This is a genomic window from Sorangium sp. So ce1335 (assembly GCF_051521615.1).
GTDB lineage: Bacteria > Myxococcota_A > Polyangia > Polyangiales > Polyangiaceae > Sorangium.
The window spans coordinates 11,445,673-11,472,219 of record NZ_CP150363.1 but is presented as its reverse complement, the minus strand read 5'-3'; the positions used below and the strand labels follow the sequence as shown (position 1 = coordinate 11,472,219).

At 72.8% G+C, this 26,547-nt stretch carries 24 protein-coding genes and 1 pseudogene; 16 read left to right on the top strand and 9 right to left on the bottom strand.

Translation table 11 applies throughout. The annotated features are described in order from the left end of the window. The first annotated feature begins 79 nt into the window (after positions 1–79). Together WMF24_RS42955 and WMF24_RS42950 are read left to right on the top strand one after the other, a co-directional pair. Positions 80–430 carry an ArsR/SmtB family transcription factor gene (locus WMF24_RS42955; RefSeq protein WP_437733267.1) on the top strand — a complete coding sequence of 117 codons (351 nt, stop codon included), beginning with the start codon at positions 80–82 and terminating at the stop codon, positions 428–430. Further along, complete coding sequence (locus WMF24_RS42950; protein ID WP_437733266.1) at positions 427–912, top strand: SRPBCC family protein; 486 nt, start codon at positions 427–429, stop codon at positions 910–912. The genes WMF24_RS42955 and WMF24_RS42950 overlap by 4 nt, the downstream gene beginning before the upstream one ends. A 71-nt stretch (positions 913–983) precedes the next feature. On the opposite strand, the gene WMF24_RS42945 is transcribed toward WMF24_RS42950, so the two are convergent. Then, the gene (locus tag WMF24_RS42945) at positions 984–1,379 is read right to left on the bottom strand and encodes a RidA family protein (protein ID WP_437733265.1); all 396 of its coding nucleotides are present in this window, start codon (positions 1,377–1,379) and stop codon (positions 984–986) included. 164 nt (positions 1,380–1,543) lie between these two features. Here WMF24_RS42945 and WMF24_RS42940 point away from each other — a divergent pair, with 164 nt between their 5' ends. Beyond that, on the top strand, positions 1,544–2,476 hold the full coding sequence (locus WMF24_RS42940; protein ID WP_437733264.1) for a LysR family transcriptional regulator: 933 nt from the start codon (positions 1,544–1,546) through the stop codon (positions 2,474–2,476). Positions 2,477–2,750: 274 nt separating this feature from the next. After that, positions 2,751–3,059, top strand: coding sequence for a hypothetical protein (locus WMF24_RS42935; RefSeq protein WP_437733263.1), 309 nt, complete (start codon positions 2,751–2,753; stop codon positions 3,057–3,059). Positions 3,060–3,072: 13 nt separating this feature from the next. Here the strand turns inward: WMF24_RS42935 and WMF24_RS42930 are convergent, their stop codons facing one another. Then, the gene (locus WMF24_RS42930; protein WP_437733262.1) at positions 3,073–5,448 is read right to left on the bottom strand and encodes a heavy metal translocating P-type ATPase; all 2,376 of its coding nucleotides are present in this window, start codon (positions 5,446–5,448) and stop codon (positions 3,073–3,075) included. 261 nt (positions 5,449–5,709) lie between these two features. Here WMF24_RS42930 and WMF24_RS42925 point away from each other — a divergent pair, with 261 nt between their 5' ends. The 3 genes from WMF24_RS42925 to WMF24_RS42915 all read left to right on the top strand — a co-directional run bounded on the left by WMF24_RS42925 (position 5,710) and on the right by WMF24_RS42915 (position 7,659). Beyond that, positions 5,710–5,928 carry a heavy-metal-associated domain-containing protein gene (locus WMF24_RS42925; protein ID WP_437733261.1) on the top strand — a complete coding sequence of 73 codons (219 nt, stop codon included), beginning with the start codon at positions 5,710–5,712 and terminating at the stop codon, positions 5,926–5,928. 89 nt (positions 5,929–6,017) lie between these two features. Beyond that, positions 6,018–6,851 carry a class I SAM-dependent methyltransferase gene (locus WMF24_RS42920; protein WP_437733260.1) on the top strand — a complete coding sequence of 278 codons (834 nt, stop codon included), beginning with the start codon at positions 6,018–6,020 and terminating at the stop codon, positions 6,849–6,851. 301 nt (positions 6,852–7,152) lie between these two features. Then, complete coding sequence (locus WMF24_RS42915) at positions 7,153–7,659, top strand: UPF0262 family protein (protein ID WP_437733259.1); 507 nt, start codon at positions 7,153–7,155, stop codon at positions 7,657–7,659. On the opposite strand, the gene WMF24_RS42910 is transcribed toward WMF24_RS42915, so the two are convergent. From WMF24_RS42910 to WMF24_RS42895, 4 genes are all read right to left on the bottom strand, one after another. Further along, on the bottom strand, positions 7,592–10,777 hold the full coding sequence (locus tag WMF24_RS42910; RefSeq protein ID WP_437733258.1) for an efflux RND transporter permease subunit: 3,186 nt from the start codon (positions 10,775–10,777) through the stop codon (positions 7,592–7,594). The genes WMF24_RS42915 and WMF24_RS42910 overlap by 68 nt on opposite strands. A 9-nt stretch (positions 10,778–10,786) precedes the next feature. Continuing rightward, positions 10,787–11,974, bottom strand: a complete 1,188-nt coding sequence (locus WMF24_RS42905; RefSeq protein ID WP_437733257.1) for an efflux RND transporter periplasmic adaptor subunit — start codon at positions 11,972–11,974, stop codon at positions 10,787–10,789. Beyond that, positions 11,971–12,615: a hypothetical protein gene (locus WMF24_RS42900; protein ID WP_437733256.1), complete on the bottom strand. Its 645-nt coding sequence runs from the start codon at positions 12,613–12,615 to the stop codon at positions 11,971–11,973. The genes WMF24_RS42905 and WMF24_RS42900 overlap by 4 nt, the downstream gene beginning before the upstream one ends. A 105-nt stretch (positions 12,616–12,720) precedes the next feature. Beyond that, positions 12,721–13,347, bottom strand: coding sequence for a hypothetical protein (locus WMF24_RS42895; RefSeq protein WP_437733255.1), 627 nt, complete (start codon positions 13,345–13,347; stop codon positions 12,721–12,723). 269 nt (positions 13,348–13,616) lie between these two features. Here WMF24_RS42895 and WMF24_RS42890 point away from each other — a divergent pair, with 269 nt between their 5' ends. The 5 genes and pseudogenes from WMF24_RS42890 to WMF24_RS42870 form a co-directional block, all read left to right on the top strand. Further along, positions 13,617–15,113: a sensor histidine kinase gene (locus WMF24_RS42890; protein WP_437733254.1), complete on the top strand. Its 1,497-nt coding sequence runs from the start codon at positions 13,617–13,619 to the stop codon at positions 15,111–15,113. Next, on the top strand, positions 15,110–16,525 hold the full coding sequence (locus WMF24_RS42885; protein ID WP_437733253.1) for a sigma-54-dependent transcriptional regulator: 1,416 nt from the start codon (positions 15,110–15,112) through the stop codon (positions 16,523–16,525). The genes WMF24_RS42890 and WMF24_RS42885 overlap by 4 nt, the downstream gene beginning before the upstream one ends. 81 nt (positions 16,526–16,606) lie before the next feature. Further along, a complete protein-coding gene (locus WMF24_RS42880) occupies positions 16,607–16,777 on the top strand; it encodes a multicopper oxidase domain-containing protein (protein ID WP_437733252.1) in 171 nt (56 codons plus the stop codon). Positions 16,778–16,916: 139 nt separating this feature from the next. After that, positions 16,917–17,165 carry a hypothetical protein gene (locus WMF24_RS42875; RefSeq protein ID WP_437733251.1) on the top strand — a complete coding sequence of 83 codons (249 nt, stop codon included), beginning with the start codon at positions 16,917–16,919 and terminating at the stop codon, positions 17,163–17,165. A gap of 130 nt (positions 17,166–17,295) precedes the next feature. After that, a pseudogene (locus WMF24_RS42870) lies at positions 17,296–17,556 on the top strand (copper-transporting ATPase); the annotation flags it as partial. Between the two features lie 99 nt (positions 17,557–17,655). Here WMF24_RS42870 and WMF24_RS42865 read toward each other — a convergent pair. Continuing rightward, entirely contained in the window at positions 17,656–18,558 is a 903-nt protein-coding gene (locus WMF24_RS42865; protein WP_437733250.1) for a sterol desaturase family protein, read from the bottom strand. Positions 18,559–18,588: 30 nt separating this feature from the next. On the opposite strand from WMF24_RS42865, the gene WMF24_RS42860 reads away from it, so the two are divergent. The 3 genes from WMF24_RS42860 to WMF24_RS42850 all read left to right on the top strand — a co-directional run bounded on the left by WMF24_RS42860 (position 18,589) and on the right by WMF24_RS42850 (position 21,171). Beyond that, a complete protein-coding gene (locus tag WMF24_RS42860; RefSeq protein WP_437733249.1) occupies positions 18,589–19,230 on the top strand; it encodes a TetR/AcrR family transcriptional regulator in 642 nt (213 codons plus the stop codon). A 476-nt stretch (positions 19,231–19,706) separates the two neighbouring features. Continuing rightward, positions 19,707–20,441 carry a DUF1326 domain-containing protein gene (locus WMF24_RS42855; protein ID WP_437733248.1) on the top strand — a complete coding sequence of 245 codons (735 nt, stop codon included), beginning with the start codon at positions 19,707–19,709 and terminating at the stop codon, positions 20,439–20,441. 259 nt (positions 20,442–20,700) lie between these two features. Further along, a complete protein-coding gene (locus tag WMF24_RS42850) occupies positions 20,701–21,171 on the top strand; it encodes a DoxX family protein (protein ID WP_437733247.1) in 471 nt (156 codons plus the stop codon). Between the two features lie 101 nt (positions 21,172–21,272). Here WMF24_RS42850 and WMF24_RS42845 read toward each other — a convergent pair whose 3' ends face one another. Next, a complete protein-coding gene (locus WMF24_RS42845; protein WP_437733246.1) occupies positions 21,273–24,440 on the bottom strand; it encodes an efflux RND transporter permease subunit in 3,168 nt (1,055 codons plus the stop codon). A 7-nt stretch (positions 24,441–24,447) separates the two neighbouring features. Then, positions 24,448–25,542: an efflux RND transporter periplasmic adaptor subunit gene (locus WMF24_RS42840; protein WP_437733245.1), complete on the bottom strand. Its 1,095-nt coding sequence runs from the start codon at positions 25,540–25,542 to the stop codon at positions 24,448–24,450. A 358-nt stretch (positions 25,543–25,900) separates the two neighbouring features. On the opposite strand from WMF24_RS42840, the gene WMF24_RS42835 reads away from it, so the two are divergent. Beyond that, positions 25,901–26,533, top strand: a complete 633-nt coding sequence (locus WMF24_RS42835; protein ID WP_437733244.1) for a TetR/AcrR family transcriptional regulator — start codon at positions 25,901–25,903, stop codon at positions 26,531–26,533. Positions 26,534–26,547 lie beyond the last annotated feature (14 nt).

The following is a 26,547-nucleotide window of genomic DNA, read 5'->3' as shown; positions in this document are numbered from 1 at the left end:
CTCGCCGGGACGACGCTCCCTCCCGCCGCGCGATGAATATTCACTTGCGTATATATACACCGACGCGTATGTTTCGAGCATGCCCGGTTCGGAATTGTTCGGAGCGCTGGCCGACCCGACGCGTCGTCTCCTCGTGGAGGCGCTGCTCGACGGCGAGCGCACGGTCGGTGAGCTCGTCGAGCTCGTCTCCATTCAGCAGTCCGGCGTCTCGCGCCACCTGCGTATCCTCGGGGAGGCCGGGTTCGTGGAGGTGCGGGCGGAAGGCACGAGGCGGCTCTACTCGCTGCGCCCGGAGCCTTTCCGACAGCTCGACGACTGGGTGGGGCGCTATCGAACGCTCTGGGAGAAGCGCCTGGATCGGTTCGGCGATGCGCTCGAAGCGAGACGAACGGCGCGCAATGGCGGGCCCAGGAAAGGACGGAGTGAATGAACGCTACAAGTGAAAAAGCCAGCTTCCTCGTCGAGCGGACCTACCCGGCCGCGGTCTCCGAGCTCTGGGAGCTCTGGGCGACAAAGGACGGTTTCGAGTCCTGGTGGGGTCCGGAGGGCTTCCGGGTCGAGGTGCACGCGCTCGAGCCGAAGGAGAACGGGCTCCTCCATTACTCGATGATCGCCGACGCTCCGGAGATGATCGAGGCCATGAAGCGCGGCGGCCAGCCGACGTCCCACGAGGTGCGCGCCCGCTTCAGCGCCTTCTCGCCGCAGAAGGCCCTCACCATCACGAGCGTCATCGACTTCCTCCCGGGTGTCGAGGCCTACGAGAGCCGCATCGACGTCCTCTTCACCCCGCTCTCGCACGGCGCGCACATGGCGGTGACGCTCCACGCGATGCACGACCCGCACTTCACGGAGATGCAGAAGACCGGCTTCACGAGCCAGCTCCGGAAGCTCGACAAGCGCTACACGAAATAGCGGTCCCCTCGCGGGACGCTCTCCGGCTCGGGCGGCCCACCGCGTGCGGTGGGCCGCGACCGCCGTCGAGGTCAGCCGGCGTGCGCAACGGCGCGGATCTCGATCAGCTGGTGAGGGAACGCCAGACCCGACACGCCGATGAGCGTGCCTGCCGGACGATGTTGCCCCACATACTCCTTGTACAGGGCGACGCACCGCTCGAAATGCTCCCTCGGGTTCGTGAGGTAAATCACCAGCTCGGCGAGGTTGGCTCTCGTGACGTTGAACCCCGCCAGCACGCGATCGAGGTTCTCGAGCGTCTGCCGGGCCTGTGCCTCGAAGTCGCCCTCACCGACGAACGCGCCCTGCATGTCGTGGGAGAACTGGCCCGAGATGTAGATCGTGCCGTTCACGCAGTGGCCTTGCGTGACGCCGAAGCTGTCTTCCCACGGAACACCGTGGTTGTAGGTGGTGGCCTTGCTGGTCATGCTCGTTTCCTTCCTGTCTGAGGTCCCCCGCCGCGACCTCGACGGGGCGTCGAGAACCGTAGCCAGCCGATTGGCGAACGGATTTCACCACAGACGCGAACGGTTTTCTTGATACGTTCTGCACGACCTGTTCAGCCCGGCGCCGGGGCGGGCGGATCTGCACGATGCTGCGCGCGAACCTGAACGAGATCCTCGTCTTCATGGCCGTCGTCGACGAAGGGAGCTTCATCGCCGGGGGGCAGGCGATGGGCCTGACCCGATCGGCGGCGGGCAAGGCCGTGAGCCGCCTGGAAGACAGGCTGGGCGTGCGCCTCCTGAACCGCACGACGAGGGCGCTGAGCCTCACCGACGAAGGGCGGGTGTTCTACGACCGGGGCTTGCAGATCCTCGCGGCGGTCGATGAGGCCGAGGCGAGCGTGGCGGGGCGCCACGGCACGCCGAGGGGCGTTCTGCGGCTCACCGTCCCCGATGCCTTCGGGCGGCTCGTGGTTCTCCCGCTGCTGAAGCGGTATCTCGAGGCCTGGCCCGACATCCAGGTGGAGGTGAGCTTCACCGATCGCCGGGCGGACATCGTCGAGGAGGGCTTCGATCTGGCCGTGCGGATCGGAGACGCGCCCGCGGACACGCGGCTGGTCTCCCGGGTGGTCGCCAGGTACAGGGCCATGCTCTGCGCCGCTCCGTCCTACGTCGCCCGGCGCGGCGAGCCGCTGGACGTCGATCAGCTCGCAGCACACGACTGCTTGTTCTTCAGCAGCCGCAATCGAAGGCAGAGCTGGCGCTTTCTCGGCGACGATGGATCCTGGGTCAAGGCGCAGGGCCGGAGCCGCTTGCGGCTGGACAGCGGAGAAGCCCTCAGGAACGCCGCCGTCGCAGGGCTCGGCATCGCGTTCCTCCCGGACTTCCTGGTGGCCGACGACCTGGCTGCCGGCCGCCTCCAGCAGGTGCTACCCGACCTCGAGGCGGAGGACGTGAAGATCGTTGCGATCTACCCGACCCAGCGTCTCCTGGAGCCCCGCGTCAGGCGCTTCATCGACCTGATGATCCAGGAGCTCGCGCCGGGCGCCGCTGCCACATCGAGGACGCGGCGCACGCGGTGACGCCGCACGCGGGCCAGGGCGCCTCGCCGGCGATGTAGGACCGGGTGCTCCTCGCGCGGCGCCTGCAGCGCGCTGCGACAGCACCCGCCCGCCGGCGGCTTGTGAGCGATGTGAGCGATGTGAGCGATGTGGACTGGAGATCCCGTATGGGGCTTCCATGCCCCTCGATTTCTGTGCCATCATGCTCGATGCTGGCGGTGTTGGATGTCGAGTCACCGCCCGCGAGATTCGCTGGGTGCGAGCAGCGTGTTACCTGACCGCGAGAGGTGTTCCAATGAATCGAGAGTCGTCGTCGTGGCGTCTGTCCAGGAGCCGGATCGGGTGCTCCCTGTCTGTCCTTCTCTGTGCGCTCGTGCTCGCCGGCTGCGGCGGCATGGATCCCTCCACGTCCTCCGAGGATGACGGGTCCGCGCCGAGCGACGATACCGAGTTGAGCTGGGAGGAGTTCCAGGCGAACGCCCACCGCGACCCGGTACGCGGGGTCTACGTCATCGACGGCGACAACCGGGAGCTCAGCGCCGCGGAGCTGCGCGTCGTGTACGAGCGCTACATCCAGACCGGCGCGCTCATCGTGGACCGCTAGAGCAACAAGCGGGTCAGCCCGCCGGCTGGAACCGGCGCAGCCGCAGGGAGCTGAGCAGCACCGAGACGCTCGACAGGCTCATGGCCGCGCTCGCGAGGACCGGTGACAGGAGCCAGCCGGTCAGCGGGTAGAGCGCGCCGGCGGCGATCGGGATACCGACCACGTTGTAGATGAACGCCCAGAAGAGGTTCTGGCGGATGGTCCGCAGCGTCGCGCGCGACAGCGCGAGCGCCGCAGGCAGGGCGGCGATGCCGCCGCGGAGCAGCGCCACGTCGGCCGCGGCGACCGCGATGTCGGTGCCGCTCGCGACGGCGATGCCCACGTGGGCGCCGGCGAGCGCGGGCGCGTCGTTGATGCCATCGCCGACCATCGCGACGATGCGCCCGCGCTCCCGCTCCTCGCGCACGATGCGCGCCTTGTCCTCGGGCCGCACCTCGGCGAACACCTCGTCGATCCCGAGCTGCCGCGCCACGGCGCGCGCCGTGGCGTCGCGGTCGCCCGTCACCATCGCCACGCGCACGCCGAGCCGGTGCAGCGCGTCAACGGCCTCCCGGGCCTCCGCGGTCGGCAGGTCGGCGACAGCGACGAGCCCGGCGAGCCGGCCGTCGACGGCGACGAACGACGGGGTGTTCCCGTGCCCGGCGAGGCCCTGGGCGAGCTCCTCGAGCGGCGCGGCGTCGATCCCGAGCTCGGCGAGGTAGCGGGCCGTGCCGATGCGCACCTCGCGCCCGCCCACGCGGGCGACAACGCCGCGGCCGGCGTCGGCGCGGAAGCCCTCGGGCGCGGACAGCGGGAGATCGCGGGCGCGCGCGCCCTCCACGAGCGCCCTCGCGACCGGGTGCTCGCTGCCGAGCTCCGCCGACCCGACGAGGCGCAGCAGCTCGTCCTCGGACAGGCCCGCCGCGGCCTCCACCGCGGCGAGCTGCGGGCGCCCGGCCGTGAGCGTGCCCGTCTTGTCGACGAGGACGGTATCGACGCGGCTCGCGGCCTCGAGCGCCGCGCCGCCCTTCACGAGCACGCCGAGCTCGGCGCCCCGGCCGGTGCCCACGGCCACGGCGGCGGGCGTCGCGAGGCCCAGGGCGCAGGGGCAGGCGATCACGAGCACGGCGACGAACCGCTCGACCGCGGCGGCGAGGCCCGCGGCGCTCGGATCCACAGCGACCCAGGCGACGAACGCGAGCGCCGCGATGCCGAGCACCACCGGGACGAAGACGCCGCTCACCGTGTCGGCGAGGCGCGCGATCGGCGCCCTCGTGCCCTGGGCCTGCTCGACGGCCTCGACGATGCGGGCGAGCGCCGTGTCGGCGCCGGTCTTCGTGATGCGCACGGTGAGCTGGCCGCTCTGGTTGAGCGTGCCGCCGAACACGGCGGCTCCGGCGCCCTTGTCGACCGGGAGGCCCTCGCCGGTGAGCATCGACTCGTCGACCGCCGAGGCGCCGGAGACGACCTCGCCGTCGCTCGGCATCCGCTCTCCCGGGCGGACGCGGACGAGATCGCCGGGCGCGAGGGCGGCGGCCGGGATCTCCTCCTCGAGGTCGCCGCGCAGGCGCCGCGCCGTCCTCGGCTGGAGGGCGACGAGCCCGCGCACGGCGTCGGTGAGCCGCTTGCGGGCGCGCGTCTCGAGGAGCTTGCCGAGCAGGACGAAGCTGATGATGGCGCCGGCGGCCTCGAAGTAGACGTGCGGCCGCGCGCCGTGCTCGGCGTGCGGGAAGAGCTGCGGCGCGACGACCGCGACCGTGGAGTAGACCCACGCGGCGCCCGTCCCGAGGGCGATCAGGGTGTTCATGTCGGCCGCGCGGTGCCGGAGCGCGGCCCAGGCGAGCCGGAAGAAGCGGCGGCCGGGGCCGAAGACGACGCCGGTCGCGAGCGCGAGCTGGACGAGGCGGCCGATGGCGCCGTCCGCGCCCGGGATGCGGCCGTGCGACATGCCGAGCACGAGCAGCGGGATCGAGAGGGCGAGCGAGATCGCGAGATCGCGCCGGAGGGCGCGCCGCTCGCCGTCGAGGCTCTCGTCGGCGGCGGCCGCCCGGTCGGCCGGAGCGGCGAGGCCGCCCGGCACGGCGGTGCCCGGCGCGGCGGTGCCCGGCGCGGCGGTGCCCGGCGCGGCGGTGCCCGGCGCGGCGCGGCGCTCCGGGACGCTGTAGCCCGCGTCCTCGATGGCCGCGACGAGCGCGTCGGCGGACGCGGCGGCCGGGTCGAAGGTGACCGTGGCCGAGCGGGTCACAAGGTTGACCTTCGCGTCGCGGACGCCGCCTGTCGCGAGCAGGGCCCGCTCGATGCGCCGGACGCAGGCGGCGCAGGTCATGCCCTCGACGGGCAGGTCGATGCGACGGGCGGCGACCTCCTGGGCGTCCTGGGGTGCGGGAAGGGGAACGGTCCGTGTCGACATGATCACCTCGCTGTCGACGTAGCAGACGCACAGGCCCCCCGCGGATTACGGTGAGCGCGCTGGAGCGCGTCGATCGGCCGGCGGCGAGGCGGGCCGGTCCGGGGCAGCGGGGTCGCTCGGGGCGTCGGACGGACGCCGCGGCGGTCGGGGGACGGACGCGGCGGCGGCCGGGGCAACGGTGAGGGGTCCAAGGGTGTAATGAGGCGAGGCGGCTGCGTCTTCACGGGTGAGCGGCCCATCGGTCGCCGGAAGGAAGACGCAATGAAAGAGACCATCCTCCAGGTCGACGGGATGAGCTGCCCGTCCTGCATTCGCCACATCGACAGCGCGCTCCGCGCGCTCGACGGCATCGCGAAGGTCGACGTGCGCCTGCGCGAGGGCACCGTCGTCGTGCGGCACGATCCCGCGAACGCGCCCGTGGACGCGCTCGTCGAGGCCGTGCGCGGCGCCGGCTACGACGTGCGCCCCCGCGCCGCCTGAGCGCGCGCGGCGCCCGGGGCTCGTGGCCCGACGCAGATCAGGTCGTGCGCTCCGGCGCGCCTCCCCCCCTCCAGACCTCAGGAGACGCCATGAACCAGCTCGATCCCGACAAAGCGCGCACCGCCCTCACGTACTCCGCCGCCGCGGATCACTTCGACGACCCGCCGCTCGCCTTCTGGGCCCGCATCGGCGAGCGCACCGTCGAGCGCATTGGCCTCGAGCGCGGCCACCGCGTCCTCGACGTCTGCTCCGGCACCGGCTCGTCCGCCATCCCCGCCGCTCGATCCGTCGGCCCCACGGGGTCCGTGCTCGCCGTGGACCTCGCCGACGCGTTGCTCGACCGCGGGCGCGCCAAGGCCCGCGCCCTCGGGCTATCGAACATCGACCTCCGCTGCGCCGACGTCGAGGGCCTCGACCTGCCGCCCGAGGGCTTCGACGCCGTCGTCTGCGTCTTCGGCATCTTCTTCATGCCGGACATGCCCGCCGCCGTGCGCCGGCTCTGGCGATGGCTCAAGCCCGGCGGCGCGCTCGCCATCACGACCTGGGGCGAGCGCGTGCTCGAGCCCGGCAACACCGCGTTCTGGGGCGCGATCCAGGCCCACCGTCCTGACCTCTACAAGACCTTCCGGCCGTGGGAGCGCATCAACACCCCGGACGCCCTCCGCTCCATGCTCGCCGAAGCCGGCGTCGCGACGTGCGCCGTCGATGCCGAGCGCTCCAGCCAGCCCCTCACCTCGCCGGACGACTGGTGGGTCATCGCCCTCGGGTCGGGCTACCGCGGCACGATCGACAAGCTCGATCCCGGCGCGCAGGAGGCCGTCCGGCGCGACACCCTCGCCGCGCTCCGCGCGCGGAGCGCCCTCGCCGCCGAGACCAACGCGCTGTACGCGATCGCCAGGAAGCAGCGCGACGCCGGGCGCTGAGGCGCGCGGCTCGCTCGTTCCGCCCCGGGACGCCGGCGCGCTTCAGGCGGGCGACGCGCTCCCATGGCCCTCACGTCGAGCGGATCGGTATCTGGCCAGGCCACCTGAGCACGACGCCTGTGACCGCTACAGTCACGATCTGCGGAGCTGTCCGGCGCGCTCAGGAGGCCCCGGCGGAGAGCGCTTGATCACGAGAGGGCGGACAGCATGGTTATCCTGGAACTTCGTCGGCTCTGCTCCTCCGGATTCTCGTGCGATGGCCAGCCATGGGCCCTCACCACGGCGGGGCGTGAGCGCTAGGATGAGCTCACCCCGTATGCCCGTCCACGCCATCCGAATTGAAGCGCGCCTCTGGTCGAGCGCGTCGCCGCTCCGAAGGCAGGAGTGGCGCACGATCACGACCGATATGGTCTCTGGCGACCCGCCCTGGCCCTCGCGCGAGCCGTGCACGCTGATCGCCGGCCATGACGAAGGACACCTCCACTTCATCTTCTCCGGAGGCTCCCGCCCGGATGACGCCCTCGCCGTCGCGCGGGCGGACATCGCGCCGCTCGTGAGCGAATACGCCGACCTCATCAAGAGGCTCTCCGGCGGCGATCTCCAGGCCGCCCACATCGAGGCCCTCGATATGGCCAAGCGCGTCGTCCACGACGCGGGCGCGAGGCAGATCGGCGCCCTCCTCCCCGACCTGAGCCCGAGCTTCGAGACGCGCCGCCGCTTCTTCTCGCTCGTCGTCTCGCTCATCGTCGACACGACGCGGCTCGGCCCGCTCCCGGCGCACCTGCACGACGCAAGGCGCGCGTGGTGACAGGGGCCCGGGCGCCGCCCGCGCTGTCCTGGGCGCGCGCCAGGCGCTCGGCCGACGCGCGGCCGAACCTGAAGAAGACGGCCGGCGTGACGACGATGTCGAGCAGCGTCGACGAGAGCAGGCCGCCGAGGATCACGACCGCCACGGGCTGCAGGATCTCCTTGCCCGGCTGCCCCTTCGACAGCGCGATCGGCACGAGCGCCAGGGCGGCCGTGAGCGCCGTCATCAGCACCGGGACGAGGCGCTCCAGCGAGCCGCGGACGATCATCGCCTCGCCGAACGACTCCCCCTCTTCCTTCATGAGGTGGATGTAGTGCGAGATCATCATGATGCCGTTGCGCGCGGCGATGCCGCAGAGCGTGATGAACCCGACGAGGGTCGCGACCGAGAGCACCCCGCCCGTCAGGACCACCGCGAGCACCGAGCCGACGAGCGCGAGCGGGATGTTCAGCAGGATCTGGAGGGCCACCGTCCATGAGCGGAACTGCGCGTAGAGGACCACGAGCATCCCGGCGAGGCTCGCGATCGAGAGGAGCCCGATGAGCCGCGACGCCGAGCGCTGGCTCTCGAACTGCCCGCCGTACGTCGCGTAGTAGCCCGGCGGCTTCGGGATGGCGTCCACCGCGCGCTGGATGTTGCTCACGACCTGCTCCAGATCGCGCCCGGCCACGTTGGCCGAGACCACGATGCGCCGCTGCGTGTCGTCCCGGCTGATCTGGTTCGGGCCCACGCTCTCCGTCACGTCGGCGAGGTCGGAGAGCGGGACCTTCGCGCCGCTCGGCGTATCGACGAGCGTGCGCCGCAGGGCGTCGATGTCCTCGCGGAGCTCCGGCGGGTACCGCAGCACCACGTCGATGGTCCGCTGCCCCTCCAGGATCTGCGTGACCGTGCGGCCCGCGAGCGCGAGCTCCAGGAGCTCGGAGAGCTCTCCCGCGTTGACGCCGAGCTGCGCCGCGCGCTCCCGGTTCACCCTGATCGCGATCTGCGGGATGAGCGCCTGCTGCTCGATCTGGAGGTCCTTCACCCCCTCGATGGACTGCATGGCGCCGTGCGCCGCCTTCCCGAGGCGCCGCAGCTCGCCGAGATCCTCGCCGAAGATCTTCACCGCGACCTGCGCGCGCACGCCCGAGAGCAGGTGGTCGAGCCGGTGCGAGATCGGCTGCCCCACGTTGACCGCCACGCCGGGGATCTTGCCGAGCCGCTCGCGGATGTCGCCGAGGATCACCTCGCGGTCCCGCCCGGACGCCCGGAGGTCGACGTCGATCTCCGAGTAGTGGACCCCCTCGGCGTGCTCGTCGAGCTCGGCCCGGCCGGTCCGCCGCCCGGTCGAGACCACCTCCGGGACCTCGTGGAGCAGCGCCTCGGCGAGGGTGCCGAGGCGGCTCGACTCCGCGAGCGACGTGCCCGGCCTGGCGATGACGTTCACGGTGAGCGTCCCCTCGTTGAACGGCGGGAGGAACTCGCCCCCGAGGAACGGCACCGCCGCCGCGGCGGCGAGGACCAGCGCGCCCGCCGCCGCCATGACGGCCCCGGGGCGCCGCAGCGACACGGCGAGCACGCGGCGGTCCGCGGCCTTGAGCTTGCGCACCAGCCAGCCGTCCTCGTGGCTCATCCGCTTCATGGACGGCAACAGATACGAACAGAGCGCGGGTGTGACCGTCAGGGATACAACCAGCGACGCGAGGATCGACACGATGTAGGCGATGCCGAGCGGGGCGAAGAGCCGCCCCTCGATGCCGCTCATGGCGAAGAGCGGGACGAAGACCAGGACCACGAGGAGGGTCGCGAAGACGATCGAGCCGCGGACCTCGCTCGACGCGTCGCGGATGACGTCGATCGCCGGCCGCGGGGACGCGAGCGCCCGGTTCTCGCGCAGGCGCCGGAACACGTTCTCCACGTCGACGATGGCGTCGTCGACGAGCTCGCCGATCGCCACGGCGAGCCCGCCCAGCGTCATCGTGTTGACCGACAGGCCGAAGGCCCGGAACACGAGCGCGCTCACGATGAACGAGAGCGGGATGGCGGTCAGCGTGATCGCGGTCGTCCGGAGATTGAGCAGGAACAGGAACAGGACGATCGCGACGAGGATCGCGCCGTCGCGCAGCGCCTCGACCACGTTGTGGACCGCGCTCTGGATGAAGGTCGCCTGCCGGAAGAGGTCCGGGTTGATGGTGACGCCCGCGGGCATCGACCGCTGCAGCTCGGCCACGGCCCTGTCGATGCTCGCGGTGAGCGCGACGGTGTCGGCGCCCGGCTGCTTCTGCACCGAGAGGATCACGGCGGGCCTGCCGTCGATCGACCCGTCGCCGCGCTTGACGCGCGCGGCCTCCTCCACCGTGGCGACCTGCGCCAGGGTCACCGGCGTGCCGTTCCGCAGGGCGACGACGGTGGCGGCGATGTCCGCCTCGGTCCGGGCGCGGCCGAGCGTCCGCACGAGGAACTCCATCCCCCGCCGGTCGACGTACCCGCCGGTCGCGTTGGCGTTCGCTCCCCGGAGGGCGCGCGCGATGTCGTCGAGCGACACCGCCGCCGCCGCGAGCCTCGCCGGATCGGCCGTCACCTGGATCTGCCGGACCTCGCCGCCGATGGGGATCACCTGCGCGACCCCCGGGATCGTGAGCAGCCGCGGCCGGATCACCCAGTCGGCCTGGGTCCGCAGGGTCATGGGCGAGGCGCCCTCGCCCTGCACCCCGATCAGCAGGATCTCCCCCATGATCGAGGCGACCGGCCCCATCTGCGGCGTGATGCCGTCCGGGAGCTGCTCGGTCACCGTGGCGAGGCGCTCGGCGACGAGCTGCCGGTCGCGGTAGATGTCGGTCGACCAGTCGAACTCGACGTACACGACGCTGAGGCCGACGCCCGAGGTGGAGCGCACGCGCTCGACGCCGGGGGCGCCGTTCATCGCCCGCTCGAGGGGCACCGTGACCAGCGTCTCCACCTCCTCGGGCGCCAGCCCGGGCGCCTCGGTCATGACGGTGACCGTCGGCCGGTTCAGATCGGGAAAGACGTCGATCGGCAGCTTCAGCAGCGAGTACGTCCCGTAGGCGAGCACGAGCGCCGCCGCCGCGACGACGAACAGGCGGTTCCTCAGCGAAAAGCGGATCAGGTGATCGAACATCGCCCCTAGCTAGCCCCCGGCGGCGAGGAGGACGGCCATGGCGCCGTCGACGACCACGCGCTCTCCCGCCGCCACGCCCGCGGTGATCCCGATCGCGCCGGCGGACTTCGGCCCGACCGCCACCCCGCGCAGCTCGAACGTCTCGGGGCCGGTCTTCACGACGACCGTCGGCGCGCCGCCGCGGTCGAGCAGCGCCGACGCCGGGACGACGACGCTCTCGACGGGCGCGCTCCCCGCCAGGCCGACGTGGACGAGCGCGCCGACCCGCGCGCGCCGGTCGCTGTTGTCGAGCTCGAACAGCGCCTGGACGGTGCGGGTCGCCGGATCGACGAGCGACGCGACGGCGAGGCGCCTCGCCTCGAAGCGCGCCGCGGGGTCCGTGACGAGCGTCACCTCGGCGCGGTCGCCCACGAGGCGCGCCGCGTCCGCCTCGGGGACGCGCACCTCGACCCAGAGCGTCGCGAGGTCGACGATGCGCCAGAGCTCGGTCCCCTCCGCGACCTGGGCGCCCGGGCTCACGCGGCCGGAGACCACCGTCCCGTCGATCGTCGCGCTGAGCCGCTGCGCGCCCGCCCCGCCCGCGAGCACCCCGACGTCCGCGCGGGCGCGCGCGACCTCGGCCCGGGCGATCTCCACCTCGGCCCCGGCGGCCTCGACGTCCTTCTCGGCGACGATGCCCTCGAGCTCGCGCCGCCGCGCGAGCTCGCGCTCCGCCAGCGCCAGCCGCGCCTCGGCCGCGGCGACCCGGGACGCGGCGTCGCTGCGCGACAGCCCGAGCTGCGCGCTCTCCGCGCCGCCCAGGCTCGGCCGGAGCGTCCCGAGGAGCTGGCCCTTCTTCACCTCGTCGCCGAGCCGGAGGAACCCGCCCTCGGGCGGGAAGAGGCGGCCGGACGTCGGCGCCACGACGGCGAGCTCGCCCGCGGGGCGCGCGACCACCGTGCCGATCTGCCCGAGGCGCGCGGCGAGCGCGCCGCGCCGCGCGCGCTCGGTGCGCAGCCCGAGCAGGAACTGCGTCTCGATCGGCACCCGGGCCACGTTCGGGTCCGCCGCGGCGCTGGCCGCGGCCCTCGCGGGCGCGCCGTGGTCCTCGCCGCCGTGCGCGCCGGCGCGCTCCGCGAGGCCCGCGACCGCGAGGGCCGAGGCGATCGCGAGCGCGGCGGTGGTGACGCCGGCGGTGAGCGGGCGAGCGCGGCTCACGAGGCCCCCTGCGGCAGCGCGGAGCGGTCCTCGGGGGGCCCGGGGGGCGCGGGCGGCTTCCGCCGCGAGCGCCGCCCGAGCGCATACCCGATCCCGCCGCTGAGCACGGCGAGCGCTCCCGCGGCCGCCGCCAGGCCGCCGAGGGGCACCTCCCGCTCCGGCGTCATCCCGGGCGGCGCCGGCGCGGCCTCGACGGCGCCGAAGCGGAGGTCCCCGACGAGCACGAGGTCGAAGTCGCCCCCGGCCTCGACCGAGACGACCCCGTTGGCCGTGGCGCCCTCCGCGGCCGCGGGGAGCGCGACCTCGTAGACCCCGGCGGCCGCCGTCTTCGCCGCGTCCGCGGCGAAGGTCAGCCCCCCCTTCAGCTCGAGCCGCACGCGCGCGTCCGCGACCGGCGCGCTGGAGTCGGCCCGGGCGACGTAGACGCGCGCGGGCAGCGGCCCCTCCGCCTTCCTCGCGGGGTACTTGATCACCACCGAGAACATCGCGGTCTCCCCGGACACGACGTGCTCCGTCGCGGTGCTCGCGGCGCTCGGCGCGGCGGGCGCCGCGTGGTCCTCGCCGCCGTGCGCGGCGGCGCGCGGGACCGACGCGTGGATCGCGAGCGCCGCGGCCCAGGCGAGGAGTCTCCTGTGCGTCATGGTCCTCCTCCGAGCGCGCGGGACGGCGCGGGCGCGAGCGTCAGCGCGGCGGCGAGCGCGGCGACCATCGCGCGCCCGCTCCGGTGCGGCCGCCGGGTCGTCATCTCAGTGCCCCTCGTGCCCCGTGTGGCCGTCGTGCCCGTGACCGTCGTGCCCGTGGCCGTCGTGGCCCTTGTGGGCGTCGTGCCCCGCCGCATGGCCCTCGAGGTGGAACGCGAACCGGATCGACGTCGCGGTCCCGCCGGCCGGCGTGATGCTGAGCACCCCGTCCAGGTGGTCCTGCTTGACCGGATCGATCTTGCCCCGCAGGACATCGGCCTTCTCGTCGTGGGCGAGCTGGACCTCCTTCGACCCCGCGACGACGGGGCGCAGGCTCGCCTTGACGCCCTTCGCGGAGCGGGGCTTCTCGGCCGCGTCCAGCATCCAGACCGTGATGTCGCCGGTCTTCTCGAGCTTCACCTCGACATGGCCGTCCGCGAGCGACTGGACGACGCCGCCGTGGGGCGAGCCGTGGGCGTGGTCGCCGGCCGGGTGCGCGGCCGGCGCGTCGGCGAGGGACGCCGTGCCCCCGGCCGTGCTCGCGGGGTTGTCGTGGGCCGCAGGGGCGGGCGTCGGCGCCGCCACCGGGGCCTGCGTCGGCGTGGCCACGGCGTGGTCGTGGCTCTGGGCCTTCTTGTTGGAGCAGGCCACGAGCGGGATCGAGACGAGCAGAGAGAGAAGGATTTGACGCATCGTGCTTTCCTGAAGCCGGGGTTCTTGCCCTGGAGACCAGGGCCATGAGCAATGAGCGCGCCAGGCTGCCGCGCGGCTGCCGCCCGCGCGATCCCGGGCTCCTGCGCGGCGGCTGACCCTCGCGGTGACCTTGAGGGTCACGATCGTGTGACCGCCTCGGTCACAACCCGCCCCTCCCGGGGGTCGGGGATCGCGACGCCCGCGCCTGTTCGGCGGCTCGCCGGCCCCTTTGCGGCCCCGGTACGCGGCTTGCGAGGATGCCCCCGGCCATGGCCCCGCCTCCCGCTCCGCAGCGCCTCTATCGGCTCCGCCGCCGGCTGCTCCTGGTCATCAGCCTCCTCGTCGCCCTGGTCGTCGCGAGCGGCATCGCCACGGTGCTCACGGGGCTCGCGTCCCGCCGGGCGATCCTGGAGGCGCACGGCCTCCAGGTGGCCTCCCGCCAGGCCGCGCTGCTCAGCGTCACCGCGCGCGAGCAGTACATCCACGAGGCGCACACGATCATCCTGCGCGACCGCTCGCACGTCGAGCACCACGACGCCTGGGTGAGCGAGCTCGGCGCGAAGCTCGCCGAGCTGCGGCCCGGCCTCGACGCCGAGGCGGCCACGAAGCTCGACGACATCGGCGAGGCGAGCCGCGAGCTCAGCCACCTCTTCTCCACGGCGATCCTCCCCGCCATCGGTCGGCAGGACTCGCACGAGGTCCACCACGCGCACGACCGCGCCAACGCGCTCGTCGACCGGATGACCGAGCACGCCGACAGCCTGGCGCGCCACTTCGACGAGCGGGCCCTCGCCGCGGAGCGCCGGGCCGAGCGGTTCATCCGGTTCGCGCTGATCCTCGCGACGGCCGTGTGCGCCCTCGCCGCGGCGCTCGCCCTGATCGCCGGGCGCGAGCTCTGGCGCTCCTTCTCCACCCCGCTCGCCTCGCTCGAGCGCGTCGCCGAGCGCGTCACGGCGGGCGATCGGAGCGCCCGGGTCGAGCCGGTCGCGGCCGTGGAGCTCGCGGCGGTCGCCGACGGGTTCAACCGCATGCTCGACGCCCTGTCGCGCGCCGAGGCCGACCTTGTCGCCTCGGAGCGGCTCGCCGCGATCGGCCGCGTCGCGGCGGGCGTGGCGCACGAGATCAACAACCCCATCGCCGTGATCCGCGGCTACGTGAAGACGATGGCGAAGGAGGCGGAGCGGCCCGAGCTCCGCGAGGAGCTCTCGATCCTCGACGAGGAGGCGGCGGCCTGCCAGCGCATCGCGGAGGAGCTGCTCATGTACGCGCGCTCGCCCGTCCTCTCGCCGCGCCCCGCGCAGGCGGAGGAGCTCCTCAGGGACGCGGCCTCGCACTGCGACGGCGGGCCGGGGCGGCACGACCAGCTCCTGCTCGTGGACGCCGAGCCCGCCTTCATCAACGTGGACCCGCTCCGGATCCGGCAGGTCATCGTCAACCTCGTGGCCAACGCCCGCGAGGCGACCGCCGGGATGTCGGAGGGCGACGAGATCATCGTGCGCGGGAGGCGACAGGACGACGGCTACCGGATCGAGGTCCTCGACCGCGGCCCCGGCATTCTCGAGGAGGCGCGCGAGCGCCTGTTCGAGCCGTTCTTCACGACCCGCCGCGACGGCACCGGACTCGGCCTCGCGGTCTGCTATGGTCTGGTGACCGCGCACGGCGGGGCCATCCGGGCGGAGCCCAGGCCGGGGGGCGGGTCGCGGTTCGTGATCGACCTGCCGGGCGTCCTCATCGACGAGGGAAGGGAGAGCCAGGAGCGCGCATGAAGCCGACAGTGCTCGTCGTCGACGACAAGGCGAACATGCTGGCGCTGCTCTCCAAGGTGCTCGGCAAGAGCGCGAGGGTCCTGACGGCGCGGGGCGTGCGGACGGCGCTCCAGGTGCTTGAGACCGAGCCGGTCACAACCGTCGTCTGCGACCTGCGCATGAACGACGGAGACGGGCTCGAGGTGCTCCGCGCCGTCCGCGCGCGCTGGCCCGGCGTGCCGTTCATCCTGATGACCGCCTATGCGTCGGTCCCGACCGCCGTCCAGGCCATGCGCGAGGGCGCCTACGACTACGTGACGAAGCCGTTCGATCCGGACGAGCTGCGCGCGCTGGTCGAGCGGGCCATGGCGCAGGCCGCGGTGCTGAAGGGCGGGCACGACGCGCCGGAGGCGCAGGGCTTCGCTGGCATGACGGGGCGCTCGCCCGCGATGCGGGCGCTCTACCAGCTCATCGAGCGCGTGGCGCCGACGGACGCGACGGTGCTCATCCTCGGCGAGACGGGCACGGGGAAGGAGCTCGTCGCGCGCGCCATCCACGAGCACTCGTCCCGCGCGTCGCACCGCCCCATCGCGGTGAACTGCGCGGCCATCCCCCGCTCGCTCCTCGAGAGCGAGCTCTTCGGGCACGCGCGCGGCTCGTTCACGGGCGCGGCCGTCGATCGCGCAGGGCTCTTCGAGGAGGCGCACGGGAGCACGCTGTTCCTCGACGAGATCGGCGAGCTCAGGCCCACGGTGCAGGCGAAGCTCACGCGCGTGCTCGAGGAGCGGGCGGTGCGGCGCATCGGCGAGTCGCGCGAGCGCAAGGTCGACGTGCGGCTCGTCAGCGCGACGCACCGCGACCTCCGGGCCATGGTCAAGACGGGCGCCTTCCGCGAAGATCTGTGGTTCCGGCTCAACGTGTGCGTGGTCGAGCTGCCCCCGCTGCGCGAGCGGCCGGAGGACATCCCGCTGCTGGCGCAGCGGTTCCTCGCCGAGCGAGCGCCGCAGGCGCGCTCGTCCGCGGCGGCCTTCTCGGCGGCGGCGATGAGCGCGCTCCAGACGTACCGGTGGCCTGGCAACGTGCGCGAGCTCAGGAGCGCCGTCGAGCGGGCGCTCGTCATCGAGACGACGGGCGAGATCCGCCTCGAGTCGCTGCCGTCCGAGGTCCAGGGGGCGAGCCCGCTGCGGCTGACGAGCTCGAGCGACGTGGACCTCGCCCAGCTCTCCTACCGCGATGCGGTCGACGCGTCGCGCGAGGAGATGAACCGGCGCTACCTGGAGGCCGTGATGCGCCGCTTCCGCGGCGACGTGCTGAAGGCCGCCGCGCACGCGGGCGTCGAGCGGGAGAGCTTCTACCGCCTCCTCCGCCGCTGCGGCCTGTCCGCCGACGACTTCCGCGAGGAGCGCCGGGGCGCGGACGGATCAAAGAACTGAGCTGGCATTCACCGGCTGGGCCCGGCGCGACGAGGGGCGCGACGCGGCGTGCGATAAAAGGACCCCGAGGCGACCGAGGACATGGAGTACACGTACCGCCTCCGTTGCAAGGTCGGTGAGGTCTACTCCCCCCAGCGGTCGACGACCACCATCGTGGCCCGCTTCGACGAGCCCGGTCACTGGATGTACCACTGCCACATCCTCGAGCACGCCGAGCGCGGGATGATGGGCGAGATCCTCGTCAGCCACTGAGCTCGGCCGCCGGCGTCAGCGAGGAGGCGTCTCGCCCTCTCTGGACAACGGCCGCGATCGCGGGATCACACGAGCTCGACCGTACAGGCGTGAAGGAGCCTTCGGCCCGCCGCTCCCCCGACTGTCGGAGCTCGCGGACATGTCCCGGCGCTTCTGGGTGAGCGCCCCGCTGAGCCTCGTCGTCCTCGTGCTGGGGATGTCCGAGATGATCCCGGGCCAGCCGGTGCAGCACCTCCTCGGCCGCTGGCTCCTCTGGATCGAGCTCGCCCTCACGACGCCCGTGGTGCTCTGGTGCGGCGCCCCGTTCTTCGAGCGCGGCTGGGCCTCGATCAGGAGCCGGCACCTCAACATGTTCACCCTGATCGCCATCGGCACGGGCGCCGCGTAGGCGTACAGCGTCGTGGCGACGCTGGCGCCGGGGCTCCTCCCCCACGCGCTGCGCCGCGGCGACGCGGTCCCTGTCTATTTCGAGGCGGCCAGCGTCATCGTCTCGCTCGTGCTGCTCGGCCAGGTCCTCGAGCGCCGGGATCACGCTCGTGCGCGGCGATCTCCGCGGCCTCCTGCGCGCCCGGCGGCTCAGCCGGGCGACGATGCGCAACATCCGGCAAAACCTCTTCTTCGCGTTCGTCTACAACGCGCTCGGCGTGCCGATCGCGGCGGGCGTCCTCTATCCCGTCCTCGGGCTGCTGCTCAGCCCCATGATCGCCAGCGCGGCGATGAGCCTGAGCTCGGTGTCGGTCATCGGCAACGCCCTCCGGCTGCGCCGGGTCGAGCTCTGATCGAACCGCCGGCCGGAGTGGACATCACGTCTCCACGCACGAGATGCCCGCCGCGAGTCGCCCCTCCCAGGAGAGGCGGCGCCGGATGGCGCGAACAGGTCAACGTTGGAACGGCAGGGCCAGCACCCGCCAGAACTGCTGCGACGACGGATAGCCCGCGGCGCTGTCGACGCCCAGGCGGCGCGGGGCCGCGTGCGGCCGGTACAGGAACGTCCCGAAGACCAGATCCCACAGCGGAAGGACGGTCCCGAAGTTCCGGGCCTCGTCGACGTCGGCGCTGTGATGATAGCGGTGCAGCTCGGTGCCGATGAACACGTAATTCAGGAATCCGGCGCGGATGTCGACGTTGAAGTGCGAGATCATCGTCTGCAGATCGATGAGCAAGATCGCCGCGAAGACGGCCTCCGGCGACAGCCCCAGGAGCAGCAGGGTCGACTGGATCAGCACCGCCGAGATGAGCGCGTTGAGGGGGTGAAACACGCCGTGCATCACCACGTACACGCGATCCGGGAGGTGATGCGCCAGGTGCATCTTCCACAAGAAGCGCCCCAGGGCTCCGTTGCCCTCGTGGCTGAGGCGATGGAACCAGTACTGCAGCAGCTCGAAGACCACGAGGAAGATCACCACGCTGAGGAGCACGGGGGCACCGGCGAGCGGGCCTTGATGCCGCTCGCTGAGCCACAGGGCCAGGGTGCCGAAGCCGGTCCGCACCACGGCGATGGTGGCGCCCGAGGCCAGCAGGTACTTGAGGTCGCGCCAGAAGCTCTGGCGGGTCATGCCCCAGTCCGGCGACAGCGGCAGCAGGCGCTCGACGGTGATGAGCAAGACGATCAGGCCGAAGAGGTAGCCCCACAGGGTGCGACTCAGGTCCCAGCCCTGCGTCACGGCGGCGTAGATGATGTACAAGGTCACCGCCAGCAGCAGCGGGTACAGCAGGCGGCTCGTCATCCAGATCAGCGTTCCTCGCATGCGATGGATGCTGAGCTCGGGCGCCTCTTCCACCTAGCGACACGGACCGCGGATTGAACGTTAATGAACAAGAGCTCGAAAAAGTCCGGAAACGAGGGCAGGGACAGGGGCGGCGACAGGACGCGGGCCGCCGGCAAGATCGCGGACCGGCGCGTGCAGAAGACCCGGAAGCTGCTCTCGGACGCCCTGGCCTCGCTGATCCTGGAGAAGGGCTATGACGAGGTGTCCATCCAGGACATCATCGATCGAGCCAACGTCGGGCGGTCCACGTTCTACGCGCACTACGAGAACAAGGAGCAGCTGCTGCTGTTCGGACACGAGCACCTGCGGGCGCTGTCCCTGCGGGATGCGGGGCGTCCGCTCGACTTCCTGCCGTTTTACCGCCACCTCGCCGAGATGCACGAGCTGGCGCGCAAGCTCCTGTCCGCGGAGAAGAGCGAGCGGGTGGTGACGCGCTCCCTGGAGGACATCCTGCAGGGCAGCATCTGCCGCCTGTACGCTCCGCGGATGGCGCCGGAGGAGGGGGGCCTGTTCGTGCTCCGCTCCGAGGCGGCGGCGGCGGCGCTGGTGCGGCTGATGACGAGCTGGGTCCACAAGGGAATGCCGTGCTCCCCGGAGCGGATGGCCGAGGAGAGCACGGCGCTGCTGCAGCGGGTCCTCGCGGACGAGCGGGCCGCGGCGAGCGGACGGACGCGGAGCGAGTGAGGCGCAACCGCGCCGAGGAGCACGCCCAGGCACCGCGGGAGGGGAGCGGAGTTCCCGGCACGGCATCCGGGTGCCCAACGAGATGGACGGCGTGATGGCCGTGCAGGCGCCGATCGCGCCCGGCGGGACGTTCACGTACCAGCCCACGCCGGTCGCGCCTGGTCTTCGGCTCGAAGGAGCTGAAGGCGAAGATGACGAAGACGGCCGTGTCGATGGCTTCGCCCTCCGGGACCCCAGAGAGCTGTCGAAGCCGCGCGGCGTCGGGCCTCTCGGCGCCCTGTAATGTCCGGCGACCGGCGACGTCTCCACGTACGAGACGGGGCAGCGCGACTCGATGAAAGAACAACGATGTCGACTGTCCCCGGGGGATGCTCGCCCTGAGCGCGCAACCTCCATGGGTATGCCCACACAACCGGACTGACGAAGGGGTGATGACCATGTGCAGCGGTGCATGCAATTGCGATCATGGCACGGAAATGAACATCCAGAGCGGCGGCCAGCGGGTTCAGGCGCTCCTCGACGCCGTCGAGGGTCGGGCCGGGGCGCAGCCCGACGCCCCTCCGGTCGAGGTGGGGTCTCGCGTGGACTGGCACCTCAGGGGAGAGTGGTTTGACATCTGTAGCTGCTCGTTGCCCTGCCCATGCACGTTCGCGCAGCCCCCCACGCACGGGGATTGCCTCTTCACGCTCGTCTGGCAGATCCACGAGGGCCACCACGCAGGTGTCGACCTCTCGGGGCTCGCGGTCGTCAGCATCGGCGAGTTCAAGGGGAACATGTGGGTCGGCGACCCGAACGCCACGATGAAGCTGATGTTCTACATCGACGCCGAGGCCGACTCCGACCAGCGGCGGGCGCTGGAACGCATCTTCATCGGCAAGGAGGGCGGCTGGCCCGGGAAGTTCGGCGCCCTGATCAGCGAGGTGCGCAGCGTCGAGCACGCGCCCATCACGTTCGAGGCCGCCGCCGATCTGGCGCACTGGAGGGCCGAGATCCCGGGGCGGGTCAAGGTGGGGGCGCGCGCGCTCACCGGACCGACCGCGGATCCTGGCCGACGGGTGCAGCTCATCAATGCTCCCGGCGCCGAGGTCGGCCCCGGCCAGGTGGCCACCTGGGGCGTGGTGGAGGACGACCTCGCCGTCGGATTCGACTTCTCCCACCCCTACAAGGGCGGTTCCAGCAAGCACTTCCCCTTCGACTGGCGTCCGGAGTGACGCCTGCGAGCGTGCCTGAGCTCGGTCGGGCCCCTCGGCGGTGCGCCTGCGCAGCCCGGTCCAGCGCTCCGAGCAGCGGATCAGCGTTTACCAGGGACGTGGTACCCGGAGGAGTAGCGGCCGCGGCGGCGGGGTTGTGACCTCCACGGTCACACGGCGTGGCCGGCCGGAACCGGCGACGCCAGGCGGGACGGGCGCCTGGCTCGCGGAGGCGTGACGGGGGCGATGAAGGCCTCGGCGCCTCTGGTATCCTGCGGCCATGAGCGCCGCGCCCCGCCGAAGCATGACCCGCTGGATCACGGAGACGCGAGCTCCTGCGGCGGCTGCGTTGATCCGCCTCGCGGTGGGCAGCGTCTTTCTGTCCGAGGGGATCCAGAAGTTCCTCTTCCCGGCCGAGCTCGGCGCCGGCCGCTTCGCCAAGATCGGCCTCCCCTCGCCGGAGATCCTCGGACCCTTCGTCGGCGCCTTCGAGATCGTCTGCGGATCGCTCGTGCTCCTCGGCCTCGCGACGCGCCTCGCGGCCGTGCCGCTGATCACCATCATGCTCGTCGCGATCGCGTCGACGAAGGTCCCCATCCTGGTGAAGCGCGGGCTCTGGGCGATGGCGCACGAGTCGCGCACGGACTGGGCGATGCTGCTCGGGGCGCTGTTCCTGCTGCTCGTCGGCGCGGGCCCCCTCTCGCTCGACGCGCGGCTCGCCCGGCGGGAGGCCTCGCGACCCCCGCGGTAAGGCCGGCCGCGCGGCGCGGCCCTGCCGCGATCACCCCCGGAGGGCGCGCCTCGCCCCGCGCCCGCTCGCCGCGTGCCCGGCGGGCGGCGCCGGCGCGCGGCTCACTCCCCGCCCGCGGGCGCGCTGGCCTCCGGACGGCCGAGCAGCGCGTCGAGCTCGGCCTCGCCCCGGTCCTCCCCTGCCCTGCGCCTCCGGCGGCGGAGCCACTCGGCCGCGTCGTCGAAGAGCGAGTAGGCCACAGGCACCGCGAGCAGCGTGAGCACGAGGGAGAGCGACTGCCCGCCGAGCACGATCGCCCCCGTCGTGCGGTTCTGGCCCGAGCCGACGCCGTGCGAAACGACGAGCGGGATCATGCCGGCCACGAAGGCGATCGTCGTCATGAGGATCGGCCGCAGCCGGTCCTTGTTCGCCTGCAGGATCGCCTGGAGCCGCGGCATCCCCTCCGCCCGCAGGTGGTTCGTGTGGTCGATCTGCAGGATCGCGTTCTTCTTCACCACGCCGAAGAGGACGAGCAGGCCGAGCCCCGAGAACAGGTTCAGCGACTGGCCGAAGAGCTTGAGCGATAGCAGCGCGAACGGGACCGTGAGCGGCAGCGAGAGGAGGATGGTGACCGGGTGCAGCCACGACTCGAACTGCGCCGCCAGGATCAGGTACATGAACACGAACGCGAGGCCGATGACCACGGCGAAGCTCGTCGCCGTGTCCGCCGTGCTCTTGGAGCTCCCCACCGCCTGGGCCGAGTAGCCCGCCGGCATCCGCTGCTCGGCGATGATCCTGTCGAGCGCCGCCTGCACCGCCGTGTCGCCCACGCCGGGGGCGGCGTTCGCGCTGATCGTGATCTGCCGGCGCCGGTCGAGGCGGCCGATCGACGACGGCCCGCTGTCGGGCTCCAGCGTGACCACGCTGTGGAGCGGGACGGCGCCGTGCCTCGACGAAGGCACCGTGAGGAACGACAGGCTCTCCGCGTCGGCGCGGTACCTCGCGTCGGCGCGCATGCGGATGTCGTACTGCTCGCCCCCCTCCGAGTACGTCGAGACCTTGAGCCCGCCGACGAAGAGCTGGAGCGCGCCGGCCACGTCGGCCACCTGGACGCCGAGATCCGCGGCGCGGTCGCGATCGATGGCGGCGCGGAGCTCGGGCTTGCCGACGACGAGGCTGTTGTCGACGTCCACGGCGCCGGGCACCTTCCGCAGCTCCTCGGTGATGCGCGCCGCGTACTGCGCCAGGCGGTCGAGATCCGGCCCCTGGAGCGCCACCTGGATCCTCCCGGTCGACTGGCCGCCCGACGAGATCGCCTGCACCTCGCCGGCCGTGACGCGCAGCTCGGGCGGCAGCTTCGCGAGGATCTCCTCGCGCACCTTCTGCATGAGCTGGAGCTGCCCGAGCGCGCGCTGCTCCGGGTCGACGAGCATCACGTAGATCTTGGCGACGTTCGAGGCCTGCTGCTCCCCCTCGCCCACGGTCAGCAGCGTGCTGGTGACGCCCGGGATCCGGCGCACGTCGCCGGCGATCCGCTCGGCGATGAGGCGCGTCGAGGTGAGGCTCGTCCCCTCCGGCGCCCGCATGCTGATCTCGAACTGCGCCTGGTCGTCCTCCGGGAGGAAGCCGGCGGGAAGCGTCCCGGCGATGGGGGCGCACGAGCCGAGCGCGACCGCGGAGGCGACGACGACGACCCAGCGGCGCCGCATCACCCACGCGAGCGCGGCCATGTAGGCGCGCTCGATCGGCCGGTAAAAGACGTCGACGGCGCGCTCGAGCGCCGGGGGGCGCTCGCGCTCGCCGCGGGGCCGGTGCCCCGAGAGCCAGCGCGCCGCGAGCGAGGGCGTGAGCGAGAAGCTGACGATCAGCGAGACGCCGATGGCGAACGCCATCGTGAGGCCGAAGCTCTTGAGGAAGCGCCCCACCATGCCGGGCATGAACGCGACCGGGATGAAGACCGCCATGAGCGAGAGCGTCGTCGCGAGCACCGCCATGCCGATCTCCCGCGTCGCCAGCACGGCGGCCGGGAACGGCTTCATGCCCTTCTCGTCGATGTAACGGACGATGTTCTCGAGGACGACGATGGCGTCGTCGATCACGATGCCCACCGCGAGCGCGAGCGCGAGGAGCGTGAGGAAGTTGAGCGTGAAGCCGGCGAGCCACATCACCGCGAACGTCCCGACGACCGAGATCGGGATCGCGAGCGCGGCGATGAGCGTGCTGCGGGCGTTGCCGAGGAAGAGCAGCACCACCGCCGCGGCGAGCAGGCCGCCGAGGACGAGGTGCTCCTTCACGGCGGCGATGCCCGTGCGGATGACCCGCGAGCCGTTGCGCACGACCTCGATCTTCGTCCCCTCGGGCAGCGAGCGCTGCACCTCGGCGAGGCGCGAGCGCACGGCGTCGACGACGGCGACGGTGTTCTGGCCCGACTGCTTGACCACCGACAAAAGCACGGCGCGCCGCTCGTCGAGCTGGGCCCACGTCTTCTCGTCGGCGCGGCCGTCCTCGACGCGGGCGACGTCCGAGAGGCGCACGGCGTGCCCGTCCCGCTCCCGGAGCACGACGCGGCCGAGGGCCTCGGGCGAGTCGACCCGCCCCATCACGCGGAGCGTGAGGTCCTCGGGGCCGGTCTCGACGCTGCCGCCCGGCGTCATCAGGTTCTGCGCCGCGATGGCGCGCTGGACCTCGGCCGCGGTGATCCCCTGCGCCCGCAGGGCGATCGGGTCGAGCCAGACGTTGAGCTGCCGGCCCTGCGCGCCGATCAGGTTGACCTGACCGACGCCGGAGATGCCCTCGATCTGCCGGCGCACCTGCTTGTCGGCGATCTCGCTGAGCTCGCGGATCGGCCGGTCGGACTCCACGGACACGAGCAGGACCGGGGCGGCGCCGAGGTCGATCCTGCTCACGATCGGCGGGTCGATGCCCTTGGGCAGGCTGGGCAGGACGGCGTTGATCTTGTCGCGCACCTCCTGGGCCGCCACGTCGGCGTCCTTCTCCAGCGTGAAGCCGACGACGACCTGGCTGACGCCCTGGGTCGACGTCGAGCGGAGCTCCTCGATGCCGCTGATGGTGTTCACGGCGCCCTCGATCCGGTCGGAGATCTCGGCCTCGACCTCCTCGGGCGCCGCGCCGTCGAGGCGCGTCGTGACGACGACGTAAGGGACGTCGATGTCGGGGAACTGGTCGAGGCCGAGCCGGGTGTACCCGGCGGCGCCGACGACGACGATGATCAGCATGAGGACCGACGCGAAGACCGGCCTCTTGACGCAGACGCGGGCGAGCCACTGCATGACGACCTCACTCCACGGCGAGGCCGTTCTGGAGCGCCTCGGACGGGTTGATCACGACCGCTTCGCCGGCGCGGACGCCGCGGAGGACGGCGACGGCGTCGCCCTTCTCCGCGCCGGTCTGCACCACGCGCTCCTCGAGCCGGCGATCGACGACGGCGAACAGGTGCGCGCGCCCCTCCCTCGGGACGACGGCGGACCTCGGCACGACGAGGCTGGGGGCCTCGCCGGTCGCGAGCGCGACGGACGCGAACATGCCGGGCCGCAGCGCGCCGTCGGGGTCCTCGACCTCGGCCTCGGCGACGAGGTCGCGCGTGGCCTCGCGGACGGCGCCGCCGATCCAGCGCACGGCGCCCGTGAACGAGCGCCCCGGGTACGCCGGCACGGTGAAGGTCAGCGCGCCGCCGGGCCTGACGGCCGCGAGGCTCGCCTCCGGCACGGTGAACTGGAGGCGCGGCGCGCCCTTCGAGACGAGCGCGACCACCCTGGAGTCGTGGCGGACGTACTCGCCGACGTCGACGAAGCGCTCGGTGATGGTCCCGTCGAACGGGGCGCGGATCTGGCCGTCGCCGACGCTCTGCGAGGCGGCGCGGGCGCGGGCGGCGGCGGCCTCGACCGAGAGCGGGGCGCTCCGGCACTGGTCGGCGATCCTGTCGTGCTCGGCCCGCGAGATGGCGCCGCCCTCGAACAGCGCCCTGTGGCGCTCGCACTCGCGCCTCGCCGTCTCTTCCTGCGCGCGGGTGAGCGCGGCGTTCGCCCGCGCCTCCGCGGCGGTGAGCGCCGCGGCGCGGACGTCGAGGCGCGCGAGCAGGTCGCCCTTCTTCACCTCCGCGCCGCGCTCGACGAAGGTCTCGAGCACGCGGCCGACCGCGTTGGCGGCGAGGTCGGTCTCCCGGTCCCCGCGCAGCGTGCCGGTGAGCGCGAGGCTGCGCGGCATGGGCGCCTCGCGCACCACCGCGGTCTCGACGCGCACCGGCGTCGCGGCCGCCTGGGCCGCGCCGGGGGCGTCGGAGGCGCTTGCCTTTGTGGCGCACCCCGCCGCGGAGGCGGCGAGCGCGAGGAGGAGGAGGCTTCCGGCGCGGCTGGACGTCGTTGTGGTGCTCAAGGGTCCCTCGGGGCGGTGTCGGTCACGGGGCGGCCTGGTCCGGGCGAAGCGCGGCGTCGCGCGCGGCGCGCGGTGGACGCGCGGCAGGCGCGCCGTCGGCGCGTCCGCCGCCCCTCCACGGCTCGTTCATCGCGGGCCGCCGCGGGTCACCGCGGCTCCCAGAACGCCCGGCGTTCGGCCCCGCCTGTGGGGCGCGCGGGCACCTCGGCCATCGCAACCGATAGTTGCAATCGGATATAACACGCCCGGAGGTGACCGCAACAGGTAGTTGCGGTCATCGCCACAAAGAGGTGCGATAGCGCCCGCGTCGCGCAATTGCGCTGGCGTGTGCCGCGTGACGGGACTTCAATGACGGCCGATGCAGGCGACGACGGCGAAACGGACGGCGAAGCGAGGGTCCGCGAAGAAGCGCGCGCTCGTGCGCGGCGAGCCGGTCGTGCGCGGCATCCTCGCCGCGGCGCTGGAGGAGCTCGCGAGCGCGGGCTACCGCGCGCTGCGGATCGAGGACGTGGCGGCGCGCGCGGGGGTGAACAAGACCACCGTCTACCGGCGCTGGCCGACGAAGGAGGACCTGGTGCGCGCCGCGCTCCTGTCGGTCACGGACGAGAAGGTCGTCCCGCCGAACACCGGCTCGCTCCGCGGGGACCTGCTGGCGCTGGGGCGCGCGATCGTCGAGATCCAGACGTCACCGGTGGGGCAGAGCCTGTTCCACGTGTTCCTCGCGGAGGGGCCCGACTCGGAGCTCATGGCCATCGCCCGCTCGCTCCGCGCCGTCCAGGAGGCGGGGGTGCGGGCGATCGTCGAGAGCGCCGTCGCGCGCGGCGAGCTCGCGCCGGGCGCGGACCCGATGCTCCCGTGCGAGCTCCTCGGCGCCTACCTCAAGCACAAGCTGATCGCGGATCGCGCGAGCGTCGACGAGGCGCAGCTCGCCCGCGTCGTCGACGTGATCCTCCTCGGCGTGCTGCACCCGGACCGGCGAGGGGCGGTGTGAGCCGCCGCGGCGCC

What these genes read in the sequence shown, in the direction of transcription:
- WMF24_RS42955 (WP_437733267.1), top strand. Translation starts at nt 80, where the DNA reads ATGCCCGGTTCGGAATTGTTCGGAGCGCTGGCCGACCCGACGCGTCGT.
- WMF24_RS42950 (WP_437733266.1), top strand. Translation starts at nt 427, where the DNA reads ATGAACGCTACAAGTGAAAAAGCCAGCTTCCTCGTCGAGCGGACCTAC.
- WMF24_RS42945 (WP_437733265.1), bottom strand. Translation starts at nt 1,379, where the DNA reads ATGACCAGCAAGGCCACCACCTACAACCACGGTGTTCCGTGGGAAGAC.
- WMF24_RS42940 (WP_437733264.1), top strand. Translation starts at nt 1,544, where the DNA reads ATGCTGCGCGCGAACCTGAACGAGATCCTCGTCTTCATGGCCGTCGTC.
- WMF24_RS42935 (WP_437733263.1), top strand. Translation starts at nt 2,751, where the DNA reads ATGAATCGAGAGTCGTCGTCGTGGCGTCTGTCCAGGAGCCGGATCGGG.
- WMF24_RS42930 (WP_437733262.1), bottom strand. Translation starts at nt 5,448, where the DNA reads ATGTCGACACGGACCGTTCCCCTTCCCGCACCCCAGGACGCCCAGGAG.
- WMF24_RS42925 (WP_437733261.1), top strand. Translation starts at nt 5,710, where the DNA reads ATGAAAGAGACCATCCTCCAGGTCGACGGGATGAGCTGCCCGTCCTGC.
- WMF24_RS42920 (WP_437733260.1), top strand. Translation starts at nt 6,018, where the DNA reads ATGAACCAGCTCGATCCCGACAAAGCGCGCACCGCCCTCACGTACTCC.
- WMF24_RS42915 (WP_437733259.1), top strand. Translation starts at nt 7,153, where the DNA reads ATGAGCTCACCCCGTATGCCCGTCCACGCCATCCGAATTGAAGCGCGC.
- WMF24_RS42910 (WP_437733258.1), bottom strand. Translation starts at nt 10,777, where the DNA reads ATGTTCGATCACCTGATCCGCTTTTCGCTGAGGAACCGCCTGTTCGTC.
- WMF24_RS42900 (WP_437733256.1), bottom strand. Translation starts at nt 12,615, where the DNA reads ATGACGCACAGGAGACTCCTCGCCTGGGCCGCGGCGCTCGCGATCCAC.
- WMF24_RS42895 (WP_437733255.1), bottom strand. Translation starts at nt 13,347, where the DNA reads ATGCGTCAAATCCTTCTCTCTCTGCTCGTCTCGATCCCGCTCGTGGCC.
- WMF24_RS42890 (WP_437733254.1), top strand. Translation starts at nt 13,617, where the DNA reads ATGGCCCCGCCTCCCGCTCCGCAGCGCCTCTATCGGCTCCGCCGCCGG.
- WMF24_RS42885 (WP_437733253.1), top strand. Translation starts at nt 15,110, where the DNA reads ATGAAGCCGACAGTGCTCGTCGTCGACGACAAGGCGAACATGCTGGCG.
- WMF24_RS42880 (WP_437733252.1), top strand. Translation starts at nt 16,607, where the DNA reads ATGGAGTACACGTACCGCCTCCGTTGCAAGGTCGGTGAGGTCTACTCC.
- WMF24_RS42875 (WP_437733251.1), top strand. Translation starts at nt 16,917, where the DNA reads ATGTCCCGGCGCTTCTGGGTGAGCGCCCCGCTGAGCCTCGTCGTCCTC.
- WMF24_RS42860 (WP_437733249.1), top strand. Translation starts at nt 18,589, where the DNA reads ATGAACAAGAGCTCGAAAAAGTCCGGAAACGAGGGCAGGGACAGGGGC.
- WMF24_RS42855 (WP_437733248.1), top strand. Translation starts at nt 19,707, where the DNA reads ATGAACATCCAGAGCGGCGGCCAGCGGGTTCAGGCGCTCCTCGACGCC.
- WMF24_RS42850 (WP_437733247.1), top strand. Translation starts at nt 20,701, where the DNA reads ATGAGCGCCGCGCCCCGCCGAAGCATGACCCGCTGGATCACGGAGACG.
- WMF24_RS42845 (WP_437733246.1), bottom strand. Translation starts at nt 24,440, where the DNA reads ATGCAGTGGCTCGCCCGCGTCTGCGTCAAGAGGCCGGTCTTCGCGTCG.
- WMF24_RS42835 (WP_437733244.1), top strand. Translation starts at nt 25,901, where the DNA reads ATGCAGGCGACGACGGCGAAACGGACGGCGAAGCGAGGGTCCGCGAAG.